Origin of the sequence: Acetobacter orientalis, assembly GCF_000963965.1 — a bacterium.
Classification (GTDB): Bacteria; Pseudomonadota; Alphaproteobacteria; order Acetobacterales; family Acetobacteraceae; genus Acetobacter; species Acetobacter orientalis.
The window spans coordinates 63,105-85,778 of sequence record NZ_BAMX01000006.1; the positions used below are offsets into that span (position 1 = coordinate 63,105).

19 protein-coding genes are annotated in these 22,674 nt (G+C 52.1%); 12 read left to right on the plus strand and 7 right to left on the minus strand.

From position 1 onward, the window contains the following. The first annotated feature begins 27 nt into the window (after positions 1-27). From ntrC to Abor_RS02020, 6 genes are all read left to right on the plus strand, one after another. Positions 28-1,467, plus strand: a complete 1,440-nt coding sequence (ntrC, locus tag Abor_RS01995) for a nitrogen regulation protein NR(I) (RefSeq protein WP_048840290.1) — start codon at positions 28-30, stop codon at positions 1,465-1,467. An 8-nt stretch (positions 1,468-1,475) separates the two neighbouring features. Next, on the plus strand, positions 1,476-3,740 hold the full coding sequence (locus tag Abor_RS02000) for a sensor histidine kinase NtrY-like (RefSeq protein ID WP_048840162.1): 2,265 nt from the start codon (positions 1,476-1,478) through the stop codon (positions 3,738-3,740). Next, positions 3,730-5,124, plus strand: coding sequence for a nitrogen assimilation response regulator NtrX (gene ntrX, locus Abor_RS02005; RefSeq protein WP_048840163.1), 1,395 nt, complete (start codon positions 3,730-3,732; stop codon positions 5,122-5,124). Before Abor_RS02000 ends, ntrX begins: the two co-directional genes overlap by 11 nt. A gap of 66 nt (positions 5,125-5,190) precedes the next feature. After that, positions 5,191-5,475 carry an RNA chaperone Hfq gene (gene hfq / locus Abor_RS02010; protein WP_048840164.1) on the plus strand — a complete coding sequence of 95 codons (285 nt, stop codon included), beginning with the start codon at positions 5,191-5,193 and terminating at the stop codon, positions 5,473-5,475. Then, positions 5,456-6,772 carry a GTPase HflX gene (gene hflX, locus Abor_RS02015; RefSeq protein WP_048840165.1) on the plus strand — a complete coding sequence of 439 codons (1,317 nt, stop codon included), beginning with the start codon at positions 5,456-5,458 and terminating at the stop codon, positions 6,770-6,772. The genes hfq and hflX overlap by 20 nt, the downstream gene beginning before the upstream one ends. 203 nt (positions 6,773-6,975) lie before the next feature. Further along, on the plus strand, positions 6,976-7,881 hold the full coding sequence (locus Abor_RS02020; RefSeq protein WP_048840166.1) for a ketopantoate reductase family protein: 906 nt from the start codon (positions 6,976-6,978) through the stop codon (positions 7,879-7,881). An 80-nt stretch (positions 7,882-7,961) separates the two neighbouring features. Here Abor_RS02020 and Abor_RS02025 read toward each other — a convergent pair whose 3' ends face one another. The 3 genes from Abor_RS02025 to Abor_RS02035 all read right to left on the minus strand — a co-directional run bounded on the left by Abor_RS02025 (position 7,962) and on the right by Abor_RS02035 (position 12,216). Beyond that, positions 7,962-8,594 carry an NUDIX hydrolase gene (locus Abor_RS02025; RefSeq protein ID WP_048840291.1) on the minus strand — a complete coding sequence of 211 codons (633 nt, stop codon included), beginning with the start codon at positions 8,592-8,594 and terminating at the stop codon, positions 7,962-7,964. A 122-nt stretch (positions 8,595-8,716) separates the two neighbouring features. After that, positions 8,717-11,323 (minus strand): ATP-dependent chaperone ClpB, encoded by a 2,607-nt coding sequence (clpB, locus tag Abor_RS02030; RefSeq protein ID WP_048840167.1) that lies wholly within the window; start codon positions 11,321-11,323, stop codon positions 8,717-8,719. 284 nt (positions 11,324-11,607) lie between these two features. Continuing rightward, on the minus strand, positions 11,608-12,216 hold the full coding sequence (locus tag Abor_RS02035) for a superoxide dismutase (protein WP_048840168.1): 609 nt from the start codon (positions 12,214-12,216) through the stop codon (positions 11,608-11,610). A gap of 274 nt (positions 12,217-12,490) precedes the next feature. Here Abor_RS02035 and Abor_RS02040 point away from each other — a divergent pair, with 274 nt between their 5' ends. Continuing rightward, positions 12,491-13,225: a squalene/phytoene synthase family protein gene (locus Abor_RS02040; RefSeq protein WP_052946339.1), complete on the plus strand. Its 735-nt coding sequence runs from the start codon at positions 12,491-12,493 to the stop codon at positions 13,223-13,225. Positions 13,226-13,248: 23 nt separating this feature from the next. Here Abor_RS02040 and Abor_RS02045 read toward each other — a convergent pair whose 3' ends face one another. Beyond that, positions 13,249-14,124, minus strand: coding sequence for an NAD(P)-dependent oxidoreductase (locus Abor_RS02045; protein ID WP_048840170.1), 876 nt, complete (start codon positions 14,122-14,124; stop codon positions 13,249-13,251). A gap of 181 nt (positions 14,125-14,305) precedes the next feature. Between Abor_RS02045 and Abor_RS02050 the strand changes: the two genes are divergently transcribed. The 3 genes from Abor_RS02050 to Abor_RS02060 all read left to right on the plus strand — a co-directional run bounded on the left by Abor_RS02050 (position 14,306) and on the right by Abor_RS02060 (position 16,597). Next, a complete protein-coding gene (locus tag Abor_RS02050) occupies positions 14,306-14,944 on the plus strand; it encodes a hypothetical protein (RefSeq protein ID WP_048840171.1) in 639 nt (212 codons plus the stop codon). A 73-nt stretch (positions 14,945-15,017) separates the two neighbouring features. Then, on the plus strand, positions 15,018-15,974 hold the full coding sequence (msrP, locus tag Abor_RS02055; RefSeq protein ID WP_048840172.1) for a protein-methionine-sulfoxide reductase catalytic subunit MsrP: 957 nt from the start codon (positions 15,018-15,020) through the stop codon (positions 15,972-15,974). A 2-nt stretch (positions 15,975-15,976) separates the two neighbouring features. Beyond that, positions 15,977-16,597 (plus strand): protein-methionine-sulfoxide reductase heme-binding subunit MsrQ, encoded by a 621-nt coding sequence (locus Abor_RS02060; protein ID WP_048840173.1) that lies wholly within the window; start codon positions 15,977-15,979, stop codon positions 16,595-16,597. Positions 16,598-16,678: 81 nt separating this feature from the next. Here the strand turns inward: Abor_RS02060 and Abor_RS02065 are convergent, their stop codons facing one another. After that, positions 16,679-18,118, minus strand: coding sequence for a SulP family inorganic anion transporter (locus tag Abor_RS02065; RefSeq protein WP_048840174.1), 1,440 nt, complete (start codon positions 18,116-18,118; stop codon positions 16,679-16,681). A gap of 151 nt (positions 18,119-18,269) precedes the next feature. Between Abor_RS02065 and lpxB the strand changes: the two genes are divergently transcribed. Together lpxB and Abor_RS02075 are read left to right on the plus strand one after the other, a co-directional pair. Next, positions 18,270-19,457 carry a lipid-A-disaccharide synthase gene (lpxB, locus tag Abor_RS02070; protein ID WP_048840292.1) on the plus strand — a complete coding sequence of 396 codons (1,188 nt, stop codon included), beginning with the start codon at positions 18,270-18,272 and terminating at the stop codon, positions 19,455-19,457. Between the two features lie 267 nt (positions 19,458-19,724). Continuing rightward, positions 19,725-21,206: a glycosyltransferase family protein gene (locus Abor_RS02075; protein WP_048840175.1), complete on the plus strand. Its 1,482-nt coding sequence runs from the start codon at positions 19,725-19,727 to the stop codon at positions 21,204-21,206. A 142-nt stretch (positions 21,207-21,348) separates the two neighbouring features. Here Abor_RS02075 and hisI read toward each other — a convergent pair whose 3' ends face one another. Both hisI and ygfZ read right to left on the minus strand, forming a co-directional pair. Continuing rightward, the gene (gene hisI, locus Abor_RS02080; RefSeq protein WP_048840176.1) at positions 21,349-21,771 is read right to left on the minus strand and encodes a phosphoribosyl-AMP cyclohydrolase; all 423 of its coding nucleotides are present in this window, start codon (positions 21,769-21,771) and stop codon (positions 21,349-21,351) included. A gap of 20 nt (positions 21,772-21,791) precedes the next feature. Beyond that, positions 21,792-22,670, minus strand: coding sequence for a CAF17-like 4Fe-4S cluster assembly/insertion protein YgfZ (ygfZ, locus tag Abor_RS02085; protein ID WP_048840177.1), 879 nt, complete (start codon positions 22,668-22,670; stop codon positions 21,792-21,794). Positions 22,671-22,674 lie beyond the last annotated feature (4 nt).

The window sequence follows — 22,674 nt, forward strand, 5'->3', positions numbered from 1 at the left end:
GCAACTTTTCTGACTGTGATGCCTTTAATGAACCCACTGCCCACTATTCTTGTTGCTGATGATGACCGCTCCATTCGCACTGTGTTGGGGCAGGCCTTGGGGCGTGCGGGGTATCAGGTTCAGTCTACGCCTAATGCCGCAACGCTCTGGCAATGGGTAGAAGAAGGCGAGGGTGATCTGGTGATAACAGATGTTATTATGCCAGACGGGAGCGGGCTTGACCTTATCCCGCGTATTCGCCAAGCGCGGCCAGATTTGCGCATTATTGTTATGAGCGCGCAGTCTAACCTGACAACGGCTGTTAAGGCTACGCAACGCGGTGCGTTTGAGTATCTGGCAAAGCCGTTTGACCTAAAAGAACTGCTGAGTGTTGTGGGGCGTGCTCTGGCGGCACCGGCTCAAGAACAAACCAAGCCAGCACAGCCCAGTGCGCCAGAAGAACGTTTGCCGCTTATTGGGCAGTCAACGGTTATGCAGGGCATTTACCGTAGCATTGCCCGCCTTACTACGTCTGACCTAACCGTTATGATTACGGGTGAGAGTGGTACAGGTAAAGAACTAGTGGCCCACGCACTGCACGAATATGGCCGCAGGCGCATTGGCCCGTTTGTGGCCGTTAATATGGCGGCTATACCGCGAGACCAGATTGAGGCTGAACTTTTTGGCCAAGAGCGCACGGCAGGGGGGCGCAGCCCCGGCAAGTTTGAGCAAGCTGCTGGTGGCACCCTTTTTCTGGATGAAATTGGGGATATGCCGCCCGAGGCCCAAACCCGCCTTTTGCGTGTTTTACAAGATGGTGAGTTTACAACCGTAGGCGGCCGCGCGCCCATTAGGGCCGATGTACGCATTGTTGCCGCCACGCACAGAGACCTGCGGCAAGCCATTCGGGCTGGTGCTTTTAGAGAAGATTTGTATTACCGCCTAAATGTTGTGCCGGTACGCCTGCCGCCACTGCGCGAGCGGCTGGAGGATATTCCCCTTCTGGCCCGGCATTTTCTTGCGCAATGCCGCGATGCGGGCGGCCCGTTTAAAGTGTTGGACGAAACGGCCATTGAGCGGTTGCAGGCATGGCGCTGGCCCGGCAACGTGCGCGAGCTTGAAAACCTGATACGCCGTATTGTGGCCCTTTACCCGCAAGAGCGTATTGGCGCAGAGTTAATAGATGCCGAACTGGCAGAGCCACAGGCAAACGACCTGATAGCCGAAAAAACCACGGTGGAAGAGCCACTGTGTGAGTCTGTGTCGCGGCATATTATGCGCTACCTTGTTGCCGGGCGTGAAGGCATGCCCCTGCACGACCTGTACGCACGGGTTATTGCAGAGGTTGAGCGGCCACTTATTCAAATGACATTGGCCGAAACACGGGGCAACCAGATTAAAGCGGCAACCATGCTAGGGCTTAACCGCAACACGCTCCGCAAGAAAATTCGAGAACTGGAAATTCCAGTCGTGCGTGGCGTGGTCTGAGCCCGCATATGGCCCGTTTTTTCTCCTCTTTGCGGGCGGTGCTGTCTAAAACCCGCCTTAATTGGCTCCTGCGCTCGCTTGAGCGCAGTAGTGTGGCCCTAACTTTGGCGGCTTTGGCCTTGGGCTTGGGGTTTGCCACGTTTGTTGTGCTCTCGGGCGGTATGTCGTTTGGGCATTATGCCGTGCTGGAGCCTGTGGTGGTGGTGCTTAACAGCTTGGTGCTGTGCCTGCTGCTGGTGGCTATTGTTATGCGCATAGGCCCCATGGTGGCCGAGCACCGTAAGGGGCTGGCCGGGGCGCGGCTGCATGTGCGCCTTGTTACGCTGTTTGGTATTGTTGCTGTGGCCCCCACCATTGTGGTGGGTACGTTTGCGACCCTGTTTTTCCATTATGGTATTCAAATCTGGTTTTCAGACAGGGTTAATACCGCACTCAACGAGGCGTTGGAGGCATCGCGCGGGTATTTGAGCGAGCATAACGCCAATATTCGTACAGATGCGTTTTCTCTCTCTAACTATGTCACCAGTGCCCAAAACGAACTTGCCGCCAGTGGCATGAACTTACTGCAAGACCACGAAGCACTGGCGCAAATGCTCGATAGCCAAGCGACAGTACGTGGCTTGACAGAGGCCTTGGTGTACGACCCTATTACAAATAAGGTTGTTGCCGCCGGGGGGCTTATGAGCCGCACCGGTTATATGCAAGATCTACCCCCACCCGCAGCAACCATGATGGCCCGCACAAACGATGTGGCCATTCTCGACTCACCCGATGAAAAAACCGTGCGTGCGGTGGTTGAGCTCTCTCAAACCCCAGCCCTTATGCTGGTTATTACCCGCTTGGTTGACCCCACAATTTTGGAGCATATGCACCGCACCGAAATGGTGGTGTCTGACTATAAGCGGCTTAATGCCAACAAGGCGAAAATACAGCTTACTTTTGTGCTTATTTTTGCCCTTGTGGCGTTATTGGTGTTGGCAGCAGCAGCCCTTATAGGTCTTGCGCTGGCAAACCAGATAGCCCGCCCCCTTGGCCTGCTTATTTTGGCCGCCCGGCGCATTAGTGAGGGCGATTTGGGCGTACACGTGCCCGAAGCCGACCGCGATGACGAAGTAACCAGCCTGTCTCGCGCATTTAACCGCATGACCGAGCAGCTTGCCAGCCAGCGTTCTGAACTGATGGCCGCTTACGGCCAGATTAATGAGCGTAGGCGCTTTACAGAAGCGGTGCTTTCGGGTGTTTCTGCCGGGGTTATTGGGCTTGATGTTGAGCAACGTATTGAATTGCCTAACCGTGCGGCCAGCCTTTTGCTGCAAACAGACCTGATGAACGGCATAGGTGAGCCACTGGCCCAGCGCGTGCCAGACTTTGCCGAAATACTGGCCGAAGCCCGCGCTGCCCCTGACCAGGTTATAACCCGAGAGATACAAACCGGCCCCATTGCTAATCGCCGTATGCTGCTTGTGCGCCTAGGCGCAGAGCTAAGAGGCACGGTTACAGAAGGCTATGTTATTACCTTTGACGACATTACAGCCTTGCAGCAGGCGCAACGCAAAGCTGCGTGGGCAGACGTGGCCCGCCGCATTGCGCACGAAATAAAGAACCCGCTTACCCCCATTCAACTTGCCGCAGAACGACTCAAACGCCGCTTCTTGCGTGAAATTACGTCCGACCCAGAAACCTTTGCCCAATGTGCTGATACCATTGTGCGGCAGGTGGGGGATATTGGGCGTATGGTTGACGAATTCTCGGCTTTTGCCAGAATGCCCCAACCTGTCATGACCAACGAAGATCTGTCACGCATTGTACGCGAAGTGCTTGTTTTGCAACGCAATGCCCATTCTGAAATTACGTACACCGTAACCCTGCCAGACCGCGGGCCAGTGGTACGGTGTGACCGGCGGCTTATAAGTCAGGCACTCATAAACCTGTTACAGAATGCGGCAGATGCCATTGCCATGACGGCAAAACAGGGTGATGGTGCAGAAGATGGCGTAAACGTGGCAGGCGCGATATGTATAGACCTGCGAGAGGAGACAGGTGAGGTCGAGATTTCTGTGACGGATAACGGTGTTGGCCTACCAGCCGACGACAGGCAGCGCCTGACAGAACCGTACGTGACACACAAAGCCAAAGGCACAGGCTTAGGCTTGGCGATTGTGAAAAAAATCATGGAAGACCACGGGGGAACGGTGCGTCTGCAAGACAGGGCGGAGGGAACAGGAACTGTGGCTATTCTGAATTTGCCAATGAAGGACGACCATGGCTCATGAAATCCTGATTGTTGATGACGAACCTGATATCCGGATGCTGATTGAGGGCATTCTGGAAGATGAGGGTTACGAAACACGGGCTGCAGGAAGTTCTGACGCGGCCTTGGCAGCGTTTCGGGCGCGTAGGCCGTCTTTGGTTATTCTGGATGTGTGGTTGCAGGGCTCCAAGCTAGACGGCTTGGGTATTCTGGACGTTTTGCACGCTGAAGAGCCTTCTCTCCCCGTTATCATGATTTCTGGGCACGGAACGATTGAAACCGCCGTAGCGGCTCTACAGCACGGCGCGTATGACTTTATTGAAAAACCTTTTCAGGCAGACCGCCTGCTGGTTGTGGTACGCCGCGCCCTAGAAGCCGCACGCCTCGCCAAAGAAAATGAAGAACTGCGCCTGCGTGCCGGGCAGGATACCGAGCTGTTTGGTAATAGTGTGCTGCTTTCTGCGGTGCGCAACCAGATAGAGCGCGTGGCCCCTACTGGCTCGCGCGTGCTGATTACAGGCGGGCCGGGGTCTGGAAAAGAGGTTGCTGCCCGCATGATCCATGCGCGCTCTCGGCGTACCGATGGGCCGTTTGTGGCCCTTAACTGCGCTACACTGGCACCGGGCCGGTTTGAAGAAGAATTGTTTGGCCTTGAAGGTACAGCCGACGGTGTAGGCCGCCGTACGGGTGTGCTGGAGCGCGCCCATGGTGGCACCCTGTTGTTAGACGAGGTGGCCGATATGCCCCTTGAAACACAGGGTAAAATTGTACGTGCCTTGCAAGACCAAACCTTTGAACGGCTTGGGGGCTCAACCCGCGTTAAAGTTGATGTGCGCGTTTTGGCCACCACGAACCGAGACCTGCAAGCCGAGATTATGGCTGGCCGGTTTAGAGAAGATCTATATTACCGCTTGGCAGTGGTGCCCTTACGTATGCCTAGCCTGCGTGAGCGGCGCGATGATATTCCCGGCCTTGCCGAACTGTTTTTAAAACGGGCGGCTGAAATGGCGGGCCTGCCCAAGCGTGAGCTTTCGGCAGATGCTATTGCCGCATTGCAAGCCTATGAGTGGCCGGGCAACGTGCGTGAACTGCGTAACTTAATGGAGCGGGTGCTCATTATGTTGCCGGGCAACACAACAGAGCCCATAAGAGCCGAAATGCTGCCATCAACCATTGGTGAGGGCGCTCCGGCCCTACTCAAATTTGATGCCTCGGCTGATGTCATGAGCCTGCCTTTGCGTGAAGCACGTGATATGTTCGAAACAGAGTATCTTCAGGCCCAGCTTTTGCGGTTTGGCGGTAATATTAGCCGAACTGCAATTTTTGTCGGGATGGAGCGGAGTGCGCTGCATCGTAAACTTAAGCAGCTTGGTGTAACGTCGTCAGAAGACCGAGGGGCGGGCTAACGTATCTGGCCATAAAAGCTAGGTGCGCTCCAGCTGTAACAAAAAAAGAGAATAGGGCCTCAGAGAGTGGAAAAAGAAACCGGATACACCGTGCAAGATGCGTTTTTGAGCCAGATCCGCCGCTCACGGGCGTCGGTTACGGTATTTTTGGTCAATGGTGTTAAGCTACAGGGCAACATCACGTGGTTTGACGACACAACCGTTTTGTTGAAACGTGATGACCAGACGCAGCTTATCTATAAGCATGCCATTAGCACGGTTATGCCTTCTATACCGGTAAACATATTCGAAACACCGGCCAACACAGGGTCGGAAGACAGAGAAACAACACTTGGCGACGACTTTATCTGATACAAAACCTACCGCAACACGTGGCGCTGTTATTCTGCCGTGGGAGCGTTCAGCCCACGAGCAAGACGTACGCGCCGCCGAAGCCCGGCTGGAAGAAGCCGTAGGGCTGGCAGCCTCTATTGGGCTGGTTATTGTTAGGCAGGCTGTCCTGCTTTTACGCACAAAACGCTCTGCTACGTTGCTCGGGGTAGGGCAGGTCGATTCTCTCAAAATTGCGGTTAAAGCAGATGGCATTGACGTGTTGGTGGTTGACGCCCGCTTAACGCCCGGCCAGCAGCGCAACCTTGAGCGCGAATTTGGCTGCAAGGTGATAGACCGTACCGGCCTTATTCTGGATATTTTTGGGGCGCGTGCCGCCACCAAAGAAGGAACGCTGCAAGTTGAACTGGCACATCTGGAATACCAGCGCTCGCGCTTGGTACGGTTGTGGACTCACCTTGAACGCCAGCGCGGCGGCTTTGGCTTTTTGGGCGGCCCCGGCGAAACCCAGATGGAAGCCGACCGCCGTATGATTGGCGAGCGTATTGTCAAACTCAAAAAAGAGCTTGAACAAGTACGCCGTACCCGTGGTTTGCACCGCCAAGCGCGTAAGCGCGTGCCGTTTCCGGTTGTGGCGCTGGTTGGGTATACTAACGCAGGCAAGTCTACCTTATTTAATGCCCTGACCGGGGCAACGGTGTATGCCAAAGACCAGCTTTTTGCCACGCTAGACCCCACAATGCGGGCTATTACGCTGCCTTCTGGCAGGCGTATTATTTTGTCTGACACTGTGGGCTTTATTAGCGACCTGCCGACAGAACTGATTGCGGCTTTCCGTGCAACGCTGGAAGAAGTGTCTGAGGCCGACATTATTTTGCATGTGCGCGATATTGCCCACCCAGACAGCGCGGCCCAGAAAAAAGATGTGTTTGGCGTGCTTAACGGTATGGCACGTGATGACATGATTGAAGCCGACTGGGCTGGCCGCATGATTGAGGTCATGAACAAGGCAGACCTGTTAGGTGGCCCAGAGGCTGTACCCCAGACAGAAGAAACCGTAGCAATTTCTGCCATTACGGGAGATGGTCTGCCTGAGCTTATGGCCTTGATAGACCGTCATATTACGGCCTCTATGGAGGCCGTGCGGTACCGTATGCCTTTGGCTCATGGGGCTGCGGCGGCATGGCTTTACCAGCATGGTGAAGTAACCCAACGTGAAGATGATGAAACATCGACCACGCTGACAGTACGCCTTTTGGCAGAAGACCGCGCACGGTTTGAAACACAGTTTAAAGATATTGAACCATTGGTTGCGTAACGTAAAAGAGCAATGCTCTTTTATAAAACTGTGTTTTAAGAAACATTTTCTTGCTTGCTGAAGCATTCAGCTTAAAAGCCAGCCCTTTTTTAAAGGCTGGCTTTTTTGTTCTTAGCGCACACCCTGTTTTGGGTTCAGTAAAACAGTTGTGCTATATTTATCTACCATAGGTTGTATTTTGTGGGGTAGGAGGGCGTAATACAATGCGGGTTGCTATTATAGGGGCAGGGGCCGTGGGGTGTTATATGGGCAGCCTTCTTGCAATGGCAGGCCATACGGTTACCCTCCTTGCCCGGCCGGTACAGTGTGATGCCATACAGAAACGTGGGTTAATACTAGAGCGGGCGGGCAAGCAAACGCAGGTAGCGGTGCAGGCCATAAGCCACGCCAGTACGCTCCCAAGCGTAGACCTTGTGCTTTTTTGCGTGAAATCTGCCGATACGGAAGAGGCAGGCTTACTTATGGCCCCCTGCCTGCAAGCCAGCACCGTGGTATTAAGTTTGCAAAATGGCATTGATAACGCGCAACGTTTGGCGTGCGTGTTAGGGCATGATGTTGTGCCCGTGGCAGTATATGTTGCGGTTGATATAGTAGCCCCCGGCCATGTAGCCCACCATGGCGGGGGGCGTGTTATACTTGGCCCGAGTGCAGAAAGTGCGGCAATAGCAGAACTGCTGACACAGGCTGCTATACCAGCAACGGTAGAGCCAGATATTATGGCCATTCTGTGGGAAAAACTGGTTGTTAACTGTGCATACAATGCGCTCTCTGCCCTTACGCAAACGGCGTATGCCCCTATGGTGGCAACACCAGGCGCGCAAGAGGTTATGGCGCAGCTTGTTGCTGAATGCGTAGCAGTGGCGGCAGCCTGTGGTGTTTTTCTGCCCAGTACCATGTTGCAAAAAGTGCAAAATATTGCACAGCTTATGCCCAGCCAAATGTCTTCTACCGCGCAGGACTTGCGGCGGGGTAAACCTACCGAAATTGACTATTTAAACGGGTATGTTGTGCGGAAAGGGCAAGATGTAAGCGTGCCAACCCCCGTTAATTTGGCCATGCAGGTTGCGGTTAAACTGGCAGAAAAAAGCCACTGCCTTTTGCGTGGTTAAAGAGATATGGGGGCGGGAGACAACATGCTTTTGTATAATGACGTAAGCCAGAGCAATACAGACAGTTTTTAAAACCCCGGTTAGTCAAACTCGGTTGGTAGGGTGGGGTTTGCATGGTGGGCAAAGAGCTTTGCTAATTGTGAGGGCAAAATACGGCCTAAAGACAGGTCTGGGGGCAGAGCATTTTGTGCAAAAAACTGCACAGCGCTCGTTTCAATACTGGTCGTGGGGTGGCCGCCCGTGATCTCACCTATAAAAAAGAGCTTGGTAATACTAAAGGGTTCGGGTGGTTGGTGGTTTTGGGTGCTGCGGTCTAGAGCCATGGCCAGTTTTGTTATGCGCACAGTATAGCCGGTTTCTTCTTGCACTTCTTTGGTGGCATTTTGGCTGGGGGTGTAATTGGTATCGGCCCAGCCGCCGGGCACTGTCCAGCGGTTTTTGTCCAGTACTTCACGCACCATCAGTATTTGGCCTTGTGCATTAAATACGCCTACGCGCACTTCAAGTTTTGGGGTGGCGTAGCCTTTTTGTTGGCTAAAAAGGTCTTCAATCCGCTCTTCAAGCTCCCCGCTGCCTGCGGCCATCATGCGGGCGGCTAGGGTGCGGAGTGTTTCGTAGCGTTCACGGTCAAAGGGGTCTTGGGCATAGGTTAAGCCAGTTTGGGCAATAGCTTGAATGTCGCGTGCCCAAACCAGCCAGTTCGGTTCTGTCATGTGGTGTGGCTCCTTAACTGCTCTGCTTACTGCTGTGGGTATAATAAGGGCAGGGGCCATTAAAAACAAAAACGGGAGAGCCTGAGCTCTCCCGCTGTTGTGTCAATATGGTGTTTGGGTGGTTAGACCAAAGCAGCCGCAGCTTCTTTACCGTCAATCAGTAGGCCTTCACCGTTGGCAGAAACCGGTACGGTTTCCCCGTCATGAATAGCCCCTTCAAGCAATAATTGGGCCAGCGGGTTTTGCAGGCTGCGTTGCACAACCCGTTTAAGGGGGCGGGCACCGTAAACGGGGTCGTAACCTTCGTTAGCCAACCATGCATGTGCCAGATCGTCTAGTTTGAGAACAATCTTGCGGTCATCAAGCAGTTTTTGCAGGCGGTTAATCTGGATATCCACAATTTTGGTCATGTCTGCTTTTTGCAGGCGAGAGAACAAAATAATTTCATCCAGCCGGTTCAGGAATTCTGGCCGGAAATGCGCCCGCACCGCTTTCATGACCTCGGCCTGCACCATGTCTGTGCTTTCGCCGTCTGGCTGGTGGGCCAGTAGGTCTGAGCCAAGGTTACTGGTGAGCACAATGATAGTGTTACGGAAGTCTACCGTGCGGCCTTGGCCATCGGTCAGGCGGCCATCGTCCAGCACTTGCAGCAGAATATTGAAGACATCTTCATGTGCTTTTTCAACTTCGTCAAACAGAATGACCTGATACGGCCTGCGGCGCACGGCTTCGGTCAGCACGCCGCCTTCTTCGTACCCAACGTAACCGGGGGGGGCACCAATAAGGCGGGCGACTGCGTGTTTCTCCATGAATTCGCTCATGTCGATACGCAGCAAGGCTTTTTCATCATCAAACAAAAAGCGGGCCAGCGCTTTGGTGAGCTCTGTTTTACCAACACCCGTTGGGCCGAGGAACAGGAAGGAACCAATAGGCCGGTTAGGGTCTTGCAGGCCAGCGCGGGCACGACGCACCGCGTTAGAGACCGCTTTAAGAGCGGTTTCCTGCCCAACAACAGACTTACGCAGGTCATCTTCCATACGCAGCAGTTTGGCGCGTTCCCCCTCTAGCATGCGGTCAACGGGCACACCTGTCCAGCGCGATACCACAGAGGCAACGCCTTGGTCTGTCACGGCTTCAGACACGAGGTCGGTTTTACCGGCTTCAGACTGGCTTTGCTGGGCTTTAGCAATCTGTTCTTGCAGGTTGGGAATAACCCCATACATCAGCTCAGATGCTTTGCCGAGGTCGCCTTTACGCTGTGCCACTTCCACTTCAGAGCGTGCTTGGTCAAGCTGCTCTTGCAGTTTTTGTACGGCGTTTACGCGGTCTTTTTCTGCGTGCCATGCGGCACTCATGGCGTTGGATTTTTCTTCCAAGTCGGCCAGTTCAGCTTCAACCGCTTCTAGGCGGTCTTTGCTGGCGGTGTCTTCTTCCTTACGCAGGGCTTCACGCTCAATTTTGAGCTGAATAATGCGGCGGTCGAGTTCGTCCAGTTCTTCTGGTTTACTATCAATTTGCATACGCAGGCGGCTTGCAGCCTCGTCTATCAGGTCGATAGCTTTGTCTGGCAAAAAGCGGTCTGTAATATAGCGGTTAGACAGTGTTGCAGCAGAAACCAGAGCACCGTCGGTAATACGTACCCCGTGGTGGAGCTCGTATTTTTCCTTAATGCCACGCAAAATGGAAATTGTGTCTGCAACCGAAGGCTCGCCTACAAAGACCGGCTGGAAGCGGCGGGCGAGGGCTGCGTCTTTTTCAATATATTTGCGGTATTCGTCTAGCGTAGTTGCGCCAATGCAGTGCAGGGTGCCACGGGCCAGTTCAGGCTTGATCAGGTTAGAGGCATCCATTGCGCCATCTGTCCGGCCTGCGCCAACCAGTGTGTGCATTTCATCAATAAAGAGAATGATCTGGCCTTCGGCGGTCTCAATTTCTTTGAGCACTGCTTTAAGGCGTTCTTCAAACTCACCACGATATTTGGCGCCAGCAACTAGCGCCCCCATGTCGAGGGAGAGCAGCTTTTTGTTTTTCAGCGCCTCTGGCACATCACCGTTTACAATACGCTGGGCCAGCCCTTCTACAATGGCGGTTTTACCCACACCGGGTTCACCAATTAACACGGGGTTGTTTTTGCTACGGCGAGCCAAAACCTGAATAGCACGCCGAATTTCTTCATCGCGGCCAATAACGGGGTCTAGTTTACCGGCCTGTGCAACTTCGGTTACGTCACGGGCGTATTTTTTTAAGGCGTCAAAATTGGCTTCAGCGTTTTCGCTGTTCACGGTACGTCCTTTACGGATGGTAGCAATCGCTTTTTCAAGGGCGTCTGGTTTGGCCCCGTTTTCTTTTAGGGCTTTGCCTGCGACTGTGTCTGACAGGGCAATACCCACCAGCAACCGGTCTTGTGCCACAAAGGAATCACCCGCTTTTTGGGCGGCCTGCTCGGCACTATCAAGCACGCGCACAAGGTCTGGCGTGGTTTGTGGCTGGCCTGCACCACCACCTTGCACTTTGGGCAGTTTGGCCAAAGCCTGCTCGTTAGCCGCTCTTACGGCATCTGGGTTACCACCAGCGGCACGAATAAGGGCAGAGGCTGCGCCTTCTTCATCGTCCAGCATGGCTTTAAGCAGGTGCTCAGGTGTAAGCTGCTGGTTAAAGTCCCGAATGGCAATTGTTTGCGCAGCCTGAAGAAAGCCGCGAGACCGTTCTGTAAATTTTGCGATGTCCATATTTCTGTCCCTCTTGTCCCTTTTGCTTAGGCGACTGAAGGCCTTGTCTCCGCCCCATTATGGCAGCGGTGGCATGGTCTTTTCTCGCTAACAGAGATTGGAATGTTGAGCGCAACAATCAAGAGGGGGGTGTGCAAATCTGTTGTGCTAAAAAAGCGCTAAGAGGCTGTGGCTCTTAAAAAAACGCAGACCCGCGGGGAGTCTGCGTTGGTATGCTGGCACAGTATGGGCGGCTTTGTATAAGGCGCAACCGTGCCAGCATATAAAGGCTGTGGTGGAGAGTGTTAGGCCGCGTTGAGTTGTGCTTCTGCAAACTCGTAGTTGGCCAGCTTGTCTAGGTAGTTGGTAATATAGTCTGGGCGGCGGTTACGGAAGTCTAGGTAGTAGGCGTGCTCCCACACGTCTAGGCCAAGCAGCACCTTGCCTTGGCCTTCGGCCAGTGGGTTAGAGCCGTTGGCGGTTTTGGTAACGGCCAGTTTGCCATCTTTACCCAGCACCAGCCACGCCCAGCCAGAGCCAAACTGAGAAATAGCCGCTTTTTTGAATTCGTCTTTAAACGTATCAACACTGCCAAAGTCGCTGTTGAGTTTGGCTGACAGTTTTTCAGGAATGCCACCACCTGTTGCAGACAGGTTTTGCCAGAACAAAATGTGGTTCCAATGCTGGCCTGCGTTATTGAAAACGGGAGCCTGTGCGCTGTCACCTTTTACGGCCAGAATAATTTCGTCCAGAGACTTGCCTTGCAGTTCTGGCTTGGCGTCAACAAAGTTGTTCAGGGCTGTAACATAAGCCTGATGGTGTTTGTCATGATGCAGTTCGAGCGTTTCTTGGCACATGCCGCGGGCAGCAAGCGCGTTGTAGGAATAGGGAAGTGCTGGCAGTTCAAAAGCCATGACAATACTCCGTTTCTTTTTAAAGCGGCGTGAGTGCGCGTGTCTGAGCGTAAGTGGGCAGGGTTGTGCCGGTCAAGCAACAGCTCTGTGACAGGCCCATTTAAACGCGTTTTTACGCACCCCACACACGCCGGGGCTGTGCTTTGCCAACGCAGGGCGGCAAAAAAGGCTCCCGTATGGATAAAGAGAAATTTTTCTTTTAAAAAAGAGAGGGTGTGTCACAAGCAAGAGAGCGGCCCTAGGCTTATAGGGCGGGGAATGAGAAAAAGCCTGCATGACCCAAACGCACAGCTTGCAAGAAACTGTTAAACAAACAGACCCAGACCGCGCCTTATGTGCCTGCTTTTTGCCCGAGCCAGCACGGTCTGCTGTTTTTGTGTTGCTGGCTTTTCATAACGAGATAACCCGCGCCCTTACGCCGGGGCGCTCTGCCAGTGTAGCGGGGCCAATGGCAGGGTTTGTGCGTTTGCAATGGTGGCGAGAGGTGCTGGAAGGCACACGCCCGCCTGAGCATACCCTTGCCCCCCTTGTGTTAGAGGCCGTGCAACAGGGCAGGTTTAAGCGAGAAACCCTGTTGAGCGTGCTTGATGCGCGCGAGGCAGAGCTTGCCCCACAACCAGAGCCTACCGGCTGGCAAAGCATGATGCTCACTGGCAGTGGGGGGGTGCAGAGTGCCGTAGGCGAGGCCTTGGGCCTGCAAGATGCGGCGCTTGCAATGCGCTTGCGTTTGTGTGGTGCGGCCTATGGCGCGGCTGCTATGCTGCGGCATGGCCCTGTATTGGCCCAAAGTGGCCGCTACCTATACCCCGGCCCGCAGGAAGAACTACGGCAGGTTGCCACAGATTTTTTGCAAAAAGCACTGGCTGGGCCAATACCACCAGAGTTTAGAGTGGCATTTTTACCCTTGGTGCTGGCAAAGCGTGACCTGCGCCGCGGGGCAGAGCAGGCGGGCAGACCACGGGGTATAACAGATAAGCTGGCTGTTATATGGGCAGGCTTAAAAGGGTAGGGTTGTGCCAATTACCTTTGTATTTAGGCATCGTTAGCAACAATTTGCTCCATAACGCCAATAAGGGCTGAGTAGTCGCTTTCTGGTGCTGCGCGGCGGCCAAGCGAGAGTTGCTGTGTAACGGCAGCAAGAGTTGGGGTGGGCACAGCAAGGCGGGCCGTTGCATCTAGCAGTAGGCGCATATCTTTTTGCATCAGGCGGGACGGGAACTGCGGTGCAAAATCGCCTATTTTTGCAGCTTTTATTTTGCGTTTATGGTGGGGGGAAATAACAGCCACCTCGTCTAATGCGTCAAACAGCATGTTGCGCTCAAGCCCTGCGGCCAGACCATAGGCAATGGCTTCTGCCACGGCGGCCAGACCAGCCCCCATAATACCGTTAATGACCAGTTTTAGCCGTGTGCCACTGCCAGAGGGGCCTGCATGCACTGTGGCTTTGCCAATACAGTCAAAAATAGGCTTGGCGCGGGCCATGGCGGCGTCATCACCGCCTGCCAAAACAACCAGATTACCAGCCTCTGCCTCTGGCGTGCTGCCAGAAACGGGGCAGTCAATGACAACAACATTTTTAGCTCGCCCGGCTTCAAGGAGCGCGGCTGAGGCTTCGGGCGAGACAGAGCTGGTGTTGAGTAACAACCCATTGGCCTGCATGCCAGCCAGTGCCCCTTGGGGGCCATACATGGCGGCTGCCAAGGCTTCATCATCTGGTACACAGACCAAAACAATGTCTGACTTTTGGGCAACCTCTGCCGCACTTTTTAAAAAGGGCACACTGCCATTTCCACCCTTACCAGACGGGGTGTAGGCAAATGCCTGATAGCCGATATGTACCAAATTGGCGGCCATACGGCTGGCCATGGCCCCAAAGCCAATAAAACCAATGGTCTGGGTGGTGCTCATGAGATGTCCTTTTTGTTCTTGCTCTAAGCCTTATGGCATAACCAAAGGCGTTGTTGCCTTAAAATCTTATAAATTTGATCGTGTAAGCAACTGTGTAGGCTCATGCGTTCATTCAATAAAAATTTAAACTTGCTCTTGGGTTTTTCATGCCATGGTTGAAGGACAGCCAAAGAGAGCGGTTATGAATACGGTAGTTTTTAAAATAATTATAACAGTATTTATCGCTGCTACGGCTGTGTTTTCTGGGGTGCAGGCAGCGCCTTTGGCTGGGTTGCCTGATAAGTTAACGCCGTTGGCACTCCATGATGGAGATAACGTGCTGCACATTGCGCCCGATACTCTTCCGCCAAATGCACAGGGTATTTCTGCTGGCACCCAAATTAAGGTGTTGAGGGCATGGCGCGATAACGGCAACGCATGGGGCTACCATGTTTATGTAACCACAGCACAAACCCCAGAGGGCAAACATGTGCTTATAGGCCTAGAGCCCCCACTAAATGCACACGACACAGCATTGCAGGACTATGTAAGAGACACGCCGCACACAGGCGAGGATTCTCTTGCTGTTATTACGTTTGCAACAGCAAATATTGATAAAAAACCTGCTTTGCTTTTACTGGAATGTATTCGCTCCCCCCGTGGTGCTGTACCGACGTTGGGGCCAGCCGTGCTGCGTATTTATAAACTTGTGGCGTCTGATGGTACGCCAGGTTGGACACCGCTTTACTTTAAGTTTATGCGCGATATGCCCTTAAAAGGGGAATATGATAGCGCAGAGACTGCAATGCAAAAAGAAATTGGGTTTACAGCCAGCCCTTAAGGCGGCAGCGTGGCTTAATTTCATACCTTATGTTGGGGTATGGCAAAGGTAATGCAGCAAAGGATAATGATAAATGCCCAGTTTTCACTATCCTGTTCCACCCGTATGTGAAATTACGCCACGGCATTTGTTTATGTCTCGTAGGGCGGCATTACTTGGGGTTGGTAGTGCTGTTGCGGCTGGTATAGTGGGTAATGGCGTAAGCAGGGCCGCCGCCCCGCCAGAGGCCGTGTTGGCGAGAGGGTGGCCAGCACAACAGGCGCCTACACCTAAAAAAGATGTTTTAAGTTATAATAACTTTTACGAATTTGGCACAGATAAATCAGACCCGGCAGAACTGTCTGGCGACTTTAAGCCCCGCCCTTGGTCTGTGGTGGTTGATGGCTTGGTTGATAACCCCCGAACATGGGATATTGACGCCCTTATAAAACAATTTGGGCAGCAAGAGCGCCTCTACCGTATGCGCTGTGTAGAGGCGTGGTCTATGGTAGTGCCGTGGCTTGGGTTTGAGTTGGGGGCGTTACTCCGTGCGGCAGCACCTAAGGCCGGGGCACGGTATGTTGCGTTTACATCTGTTGTAAGGCCCGCAGAAATGCCGGGGCAACGCGGTGGGCTTTTCTCGCTTAAATGGCCCTATGTTGAAGGGTTGCGCTTAGATGAGGCGCTGCACCCGCTTACTCTGTTGGCAACAGGTGTCTATGGTGAGCCACTGCCCAACCAGAGCGGTGCGCCTATAAGGCTGGTCGTGCCATGGAAGTATGGGTTTAAAAGTATTAAGTCTATTACCCGCATAACCCTGACAGACCAGCAGCCCCCCACAAGCTGGAACCAGATGGCCCCTAACGAATATGGGTTTTACGCCAATGTAAACCCCATGGTTGACCACCCCCGCTGGAGCCAGGCAAGCGAGCAGATTATAGGGGAAGGCAGCTTGTTTAGCGCGGCGCGTAAGCCGACGGAATTGTTTAATGGCTATGGGCAGCAAGTGGCTGGTCTGTATAAAACAATGGACTTGCGCAAGGAGTTTTAAAAATGCCACCTGCGGGGCAAGCCGGGCGTAAAACGTCACGTTTTTCGCCGCTCATGCGGCAGGTTTTGTTATATGCGTTTGGCTTAGTGCCCGGCCTGTTAGATATTACCCAAGGAGTATTGGGCACATTGGGGGCCAACCCGGTTGCGGTGTGTTTGCATGCTTTTGGGCGTTACGCGTTCCGGTTTTTATTGCTTTCTTTAGCTATAACGCCAGTGCGTCGTTTTATAGGGGTTAATCTTATTCTCTACCGCAGGCCGTTAGGGTTGTTAGCGTTTACCTATGCGGCGGCGCATGTCTTTTTTTATGTAGGGGCAACCCGGCATTTTGAGGGGCATATACTGTGGCGAGATTTTACCTCTCGGCCTTTTTTAACCTTTGGGTTTTTGGCTTTTCTTATTTTGGTGGTGCTGGCGGCAACCTCGACTAAACGCACAATACGGGCTTTGGGGCGTAAATGGGCAGTGGTGCATCGGTTTGTGTATGCAGCACTGGTTTTAGCCTGTGTGCATTATAGCCTGGCATTTAAGACTTGGCACATAGAGCCGTTTATTTATGCCGGTATGGCTGTTGTGCTCTTGGGTTTGCGCGTTTTTAAGAAACCCGCACGACAGAGTGTTTGACGTTTAAATAGCGTAGGTTTTTAGAAAAAAACTTTATGAGCCTTAGTTTTGTTGCTTAGGCCCATAAAGTGAGAGGGCAGATTAGCTTACAGCGCTGAGTAGTGCGCTTGCCTGTTGGTCTGCATGCGTGAAGGTCACTGTTTTGCCGCGGGTTTTAAGCCGGGCAGCTATTTTTTCTAACGTCTCTGCTGCGCTTATGTCCCACAGTTTTGCTTGTGACAGGTCAATGACCACATTGCTGGCTGTGTCTTGAAATTCTATGGCATCCGTCAGCACAGTTGTTGACGCAAAAAAGAGCTGGCCCATTACGTGGTAGGTGCGGGTTTGGCCATCTGGGCTAAGGCTGTTTTTAACCTGCAACAGCTTCATGACCTGAAAAGAAAAGAACAGCCCGCTCAATAAAACGCCACAGCCAACACCTGCAGCAAGGTCGTGGGTGAGCACGACAACGGTCACAGTTACCAGCATAACGGTAGAAGAAAGGCGGGGGTGGCGCACAAGCTCCCGCAAAGAAGACCAAGAAAAAGTGCTGACTGATACCATGATCATAATAGCTACCAAGGCGGCAACAGGCACTTGAGCTACAAATTTATGTAGCACCACAAGCAGTAGCAGCAAAAAGGCCCCAGCCGTAAAGGTAGAAAGGCGGCCCTTACCACCATAACGCAGGTTGCCAACGGTTTGGCCTATCATGCCGCACCCGGCAATACCGCCAAACAGCCCTACCATAATGTTAGAAAAGCCAAGGCCCACACATTCCATACGTTTGTTACTGTGGGTGTCTGTTAGTTCATCAACCACGTCTGCAGTCATGAGAGATTCCAAAACGCCAACCATGGCCATGGCAAACGCATAGGGCAGCACAATTTTAAAGGTATCGAGCGTAAAGGGTACGTCTGGTAAAATAAGAGACGGCAAGCCAGTAGGCAGTGCGCCCAAGTCTGCCACAACGTGCACAGGCATGGGGTAGGCCATGGTTATGGCAGTTAGCACTACAATACAAATAAGGGGGGAGGGCACAAGCGTTGTAATACGTGGCAGCAGGTAAACAATGGCTAACCCCAAAGCAATAAGGGCGTAAGTGTGCCAGCTTACGTGCACCATTTGTGGTACTTGGGCTGAAAAAATAAGAATAGCCAAAGCGTTAACAAACCCTGTCTGCACCTCGCGCGAGACAAAGCGCATCATGTTTTGGAACTTGAGCAGGCCAAATAAAATTTGAAACGCCCCGGCCAGCAAAGTAGCCAGCAGCAGGTAATTGAGCCCGTAGTTATGCACCAGTGCGGCGGCAACCAGTGCAACAGACCCTGCAGCCCCAGAGATCATGCCCGGCCTGCCGCCGGTTATGGCAATGGCAATGCTAATAACAAAAGAGGCAAACAGCCCCACTGCGGGTGCCACGCCAGCAACGTAAGAAAAGGCAATAACTTCAGGAATTAAGGCAAAGGTGCCCACCATGCCTGCCAGCACATTCTTGATGGGGTCGTCTGTCCATTCTCGGATATATTGGCGAAAAGTCACTTAAATCCTTTCTGCTGCTGTGCAACATGGGCCATGGGTGGGAGCACTATAAGGTGCTGTGCTTAACGTGAAAAAGACGGCAAGGTAAGGCTAAAGGCCCATACAAAGCTGGTGCGTTGCGCCCATGCAACGCGTGTTTTATGAAAGAAAAATGGTAGAAAACACACCCCAACCCCTTATTTGGATTCTGGCCGGAGAGGCCAGTGGCGATGTGCTAGGGGCACGCCTTATGCACGCCATAAGGGCACAAAACCCTACTATACGTTTTGCAGGTGTGGGTGGCCCCCGTATGGAAGAAGAGGGGCTGCAAAGCCTTTTTCCCATGCGGGATTTGGCGGTTATGGGGCTGGTCGAAATTTTACCGCGTATTAGGGCTTTATCTGCCCGGTTAGACCAAGCTGTAACCCATATTAAGGCGGTAAAACCAGACCTTGTAGTGACCATAGACAGCCCCGGTTTTACACTGCGGCTGTTGCGCCGCATTGCGGGCTTGGGGGTATTACGGGTGCATTATGTGGCCCCCCAAGTATGGGCGTGGCGGCAACAGCGGGTGAAAGAGTTCCCCGGTTTGTGGGACGAGCTTTTGTGCCTGTTGCCGTTTGAAGAGAAGTTTTTTGGGCAGCATGGGCTAAAAACCCGCTTTGTTGGGCACCCTGTTTTACAATCTGGTGCGCAAAACGGGAATGCAGAGCGTTTTCGTAAACAGCATGGCCTAAGTGAAACAGCGCGGATTTTGGTGCTTATGCCCGGTAGCAGGCGCTCAGAAGCCCCACGTTTGCTGCCAGTATTTGGGCGTATGCTGGCGTTGCTGCGCCAAAGTATGCCGGATGTTGTGCCTGTTATACCGGTCTCACCTGTTGTTGCGCACACGGTTGCAAAAGAAACAGCCCGTTGGCCGGTTAAGCCGCTTATTGTGACAGACCTGCACACCAAGCACGATGCCTTTGCCGCCGCTGGGGCCGCCCTTACCAAATCTGGCACCTCTACGCTTGAACTGGCATTGGCAGGCGTGCCTATGGCGGTAACATACCGCGTTAACCCCATTACCGCCTTTATGGCGCGGCGGCTTATACGCGTACCTTATGTGGCTATGGTCAATTTACTGGCTGGGCGAGAAGTTGTGCCAGAACTACTGCAAGAACGTTGCACACCAGAAATTTTAGCACAAGAAGTGCAAACATTGTTTGAAAACCCGAACGCAGCAGCACAACAGAAAGCCGCGTTTAAAACCATTTTGGCAGGCTTGCAGGGGCCCAATGGCACATTGCCAGCAGATGCGGCGGCTTGTGCTGTGCTGGAGGTGTTAAGAGCAGGAGGCATTAAGCACGCGTCATCGTAATCGTAGGTTTTGTATTGTATGGTACTTTAATAGTGTTTTTATGTATGTAATGTGTTGATGCTCCTATAATTAGCCAAGTTAATTGTTTTTGATTGTAAGATTTACTGCAATTTTGATGCGGAATCAGCAGTTATTATAAATAGAGTTGGTGTTTGGTGGAAAAAGTCTGTTAATGTGTTAAGTATCACAAGATAGAGAGATATTTTTCAAACAATGAGGAGATTTAAGAAATGATGTTGGTATGTTTTGAAGAGGGGTATTAGGGCTTTGGAGGGCATTGTGTATTTTAAAAAGAGAGTACAATTTTTTACTCACTCATATTGGAAATCTCTTTTTTTATGTCTAGGGCTGGCATTTTTTGTTCGTATTCTCGTGGCTCTGCTTATTCCAGGAGTATGGCGGGCCGACGAATTTTTTCAATATTTAGAGCCAGCTCATCGGTTATCATATGGTACGGGAATTATAACCTGGGAATGGCGGGTTGGTATACGCTCTTGGCTTGTACCTGGAGTTTTAGCTCAACTTATGACGATTGGACAGCTGCTTGGTATAAAAAGCCAGTTGTTTTTTATACGTCTATGCTTGTCTTTGGCGTCTCTTTGTGTTGTGGCAGCTTTTTTTTGGTATGGCTGGCGCAAAGCTGGGTCTGTAGGTGCCTGGACATTAGGATTGTTTGGTATTTTTTGGCCTGATATTTTGAGTGCAAGCATCAGATCGCTTGGTGAATTTCTTGGCGGCAATGCATTACTTGTCGGTGTTATTTTACTTCTTGCTTATAGACGTGAGCCCGCAAAGGAAAAGGGCCTGCTAATAGCGAGTATGGCTGGATTAGCATTGGGAGTGGCTGCTGCTATTCGGTTTCAGCTTGCGCCTGGTGCAGGCCTAGCTATGCTCTTTTTTATACAAAAAAAGAAAAACAAAGAGATTTTAAGCGCGTATTGTGCATTTATTTTGCCAATTATATTTTTAGGTATTCTGGATTGGGTAACGTTAGGCAATGCATTCCAGTCAATTTTTAAAAATTATTATTATAATAAAACCCTTGGAATTGCAGACCAATACGGCAAGAAGTGGCCAGGGTTTTATATTGAGAAATATATAGAGTTTTGGGGTGCTTTGTGTGTCCCTGCATTTTTCCTTATTTTAAAAGCAAAGCAAGAAAAAGTAATTCCACTTTTGATTGCAGGGTTCATACTTTTTTATCATAGCTTGATTTCTCATAAAGAAATGAGTTTTGTTTACGCTTCTGTTATTTTGATCGTGTTTGTTGCGGCGTGTGGGTGCTTTGAAGTTATTCAAAAGGTACCAGAACAAAAAGCTAAAATTTTAGGTGGCATAACGGTCGGAATGCTTTTTACATTTATAAGCACGTACATACCATTTTTGAACGATAATTCTATTGGGTTAAGGTTTCAGAAAATGGCGAGTAAGCAACCCGATGCATGTGGTATTGCGCTCCTAACAGGAACTGCTGGTTACAGTAGTTTTGAAATGGGTGGATATTCAACTCTCTCTAAGAAAATACCACTTTATCTATATTCCAGTATTAATGAAGCAACGGAAAATTCTCAATATTATAACTACATCATAACAACGGAGCAGGGTTCTGTTCCTATATTTTCTAAGGAATGGCAGCAGATAAAGTGTAAAAGTAATAAAATATGCCTTTACCACCACGTTAACCAAACTTGCGCTGGGCACCCAGATTTTGAGCAGTTTTCTAATAAGCTCAAAGCATTAGAAAAATAAAGGTTACATTATAACATTTTTAATGCTGCCTACTTATCCAATACGTGTTTGCTTACTTGAGGAGTGTGCAAACACGTATTGGGGACCAGCGGCTAAGCAGAAAATTGACAAGCAGTATTCAGCAGGGGGCCGCAGTCATGTCTTAGCCGTGGCTATGGCCGTAAAGCTGGTTGGGGTCTATTTCTGGTTTGGTTAGTTCTAGTAGGCCATCTGTGCCAAAGGCGCGATAGAAGCAGCTTCTGCGGCCGGTGTGGCAGGCAACACCAATTTGGTTGACCAGTACCAGAACAGCGTCTGCATCGCAGTCTAGGCGGGCTTCGTGTAGGTGCTGAATTTGGCCAGATGTTTCGCCTTTGCGCCATAGTTTTTGGCGGCTGCGGGAATAGTAGCAGACGCGGCCCGTTTGCAGGGTTTCGCGCAGGGCGTCTCGGTTCATCCAAGCTATCATTAGCACTTCGCCTGTGTCGTGCTGTTGGGCAATGGCGGCAACAAGGCCTGCTTTGTCGAAAGAAACGGCGTCCAGCATGGTTTCAAGGGCGCTGGGGGTAGGGGCTTGGTAGGTCATGAAATAAAAGGCCTGATGTGTCAGAGTTTTTTGGTGGGGGGAGTAGGAGCGTTTTCCTGCTCGGCCTGAACGCCTGCCAGCAACCATACCGGAGGGCGTGCAATAAGGGTATGCCCGCCAGCCTGTAACGGCTGCTCAAGGGCTGAGAGTTTGAGCAAGGCCAGCCCTACATGGTCTTGAGAAGAGCACATACTGCCCACTTCTGCATCGTTTAAGGTAATAGGGGTGCCGGGGGGGGGCAGTGGGGCTGTGCTGGCAACGGGCACAAGGCGGCGTTTCAGGAGCGTGCGGTAGTGCATGCGGGCCGTAATTTCTTGCCCCATGTAGCAGCCTTTTGTCCATGATATGCCGCCAAGCAAATCCATATTGGCTTCTGCGGCTAAGGTGCGGCCCACTTCGCAATCTTGCACGCCATCTGGTAAGCCCAGCACAAGGCGGTGCAAATTGTAGTCTTGCTCTGTTGCGGTAAGAGGGGTGGCTGGCGGGGGGGCTATAAGCCGCCAACCGGCACCTTCCAGCCGGGGGTCTGCAAAAATAATGGCGTTTTCGAGTGTTGTGGCATCTGGGCGGGTGCCCCATGCCGCGAGCACACGGAGACCTGTGCTTTCAAGCTGTACGGTAGCACGTAGTTTAAAGCGCAAAAGTTGGGTGCGCAGTGCTTCGGCCTGCGTGCTGGCGCAGTCTAGCAGCAGGCAGGCATCATCAGGGTCGGACACCACAAAAAAATCTGCCTGCCAGCGGCCCTGTGGGGTAAGGCATGCGCACCATGTGGCCAGCCCCGGCGCGAGGGCTGCAATATCTGCCGTAACCAGCCCTTGCAAAAACTTAACGCGGTCTGGCCCAGAGAGTTTGAGCACGGTACGCTCTGCCAGATGAGCCATATGGGTGGTGGGTAACATGGCA

Bases quoted from the DNA above. Each gene is read 5' to 3' on its own strand.
- ntrC (WP_048840290.1), top strand. From the start codon at position 28: ATGAACCCACTGCCCACTATTCTTGTTGCTGATGATGACCGCTCCATT.
- Abor_RS02000 (WP_048840162.1), top strand. From the start codon at position 1,476: ATGGCCCGTTTTTTCTCCTCTTTGCGGGCGGTGCTGTCTAAAACCCGC.
- ntrX (WP_048840163.1), top strand. From the start codon at position 3,730: ATGGCTCATGAAATCCTGATTGTTGATGACGAACCTGATATCCGGATG.
- Abor_RS02020 (WP_048840166.1), top strand. From the start codon at position 6,976: ATGCGGGTTGCTATTATAGGGGCAGGGGCCGTGGGGTGTTATATGGGC.
- Abor_RS02025 (WP_048840291.1), bottom strand. From the start codon at position 8,594: ATGACAGAACCGAACTGGCTGGTTTGGGCACGCGACATTCAAGCTATT.
- clpB (WP_048840167.1), bottom strand. From the start codon at position 11,323: ATGGACATCGCAAAATTTACAGAACGGTCTCGCGGCTTTCTTCAGGCT.
- Abor_RS02035 (WP_048840168.1), bottom strand. From the start codon at position 12,216: ATGGCTTTTGAACTGCCAGCACTTCCCTATTCCTACAACGCGCTTGCT.
- Abor_RS02040 (WP_052946339.1), top strand. From the start codon at position 12,491: ATGACCCAAACGCACAGCTTGCAAGAAACTGTTAAACAAACAGACCCA.
- Abor_RS02045 (WP_048840170.1), bottom strand. From the start codon at position 14,124: ATGAGCACCACCCAGACCATTGGTTTTATTGGCTTTGGGGCCATGGCC.
- Abor_RS02050 (WP_048840171.1), top strand. From the start codon at position 14,306: ATGAATACGGTAGTTTTTAAAATAATTATAACAGTATTTATCGCTGCT.
- msrP (WP_048840172.1), top strand. From the start codon at position 15,018: ATGCCCAGTTTTCACTATCCTGTTCCACCCGTATGTGAAATTACGCCA.
- Abor_RS02060 (WP_048840173.1), top strand. From the start codon at position 15,977: ATGCCACCTGCGGGGCAAGCCGGGCGTAAAACGTCACGTTTTTCGCCG.
- lpxB (WP_048840292.1), top strand. From the start codon at position 18,270: ATGGTAGAAAACACACCCCAACCCCTTATTTGGATTCTGGCCGGAGAG.
- hisI (WP_048840176.1), bottom strand. From the start codon at position 21,771: ATGACCTACCAAGCCCCTACCCCCAGCGCCCTTGAAACCATGCTGGAC.
- ygfZ (WP_048840177.1), bottom strand. From the start codon at position 22,670: ATGTTACCCACCACCCATATGGCTCATCTGGCAGAGCGTACCGTGCTC.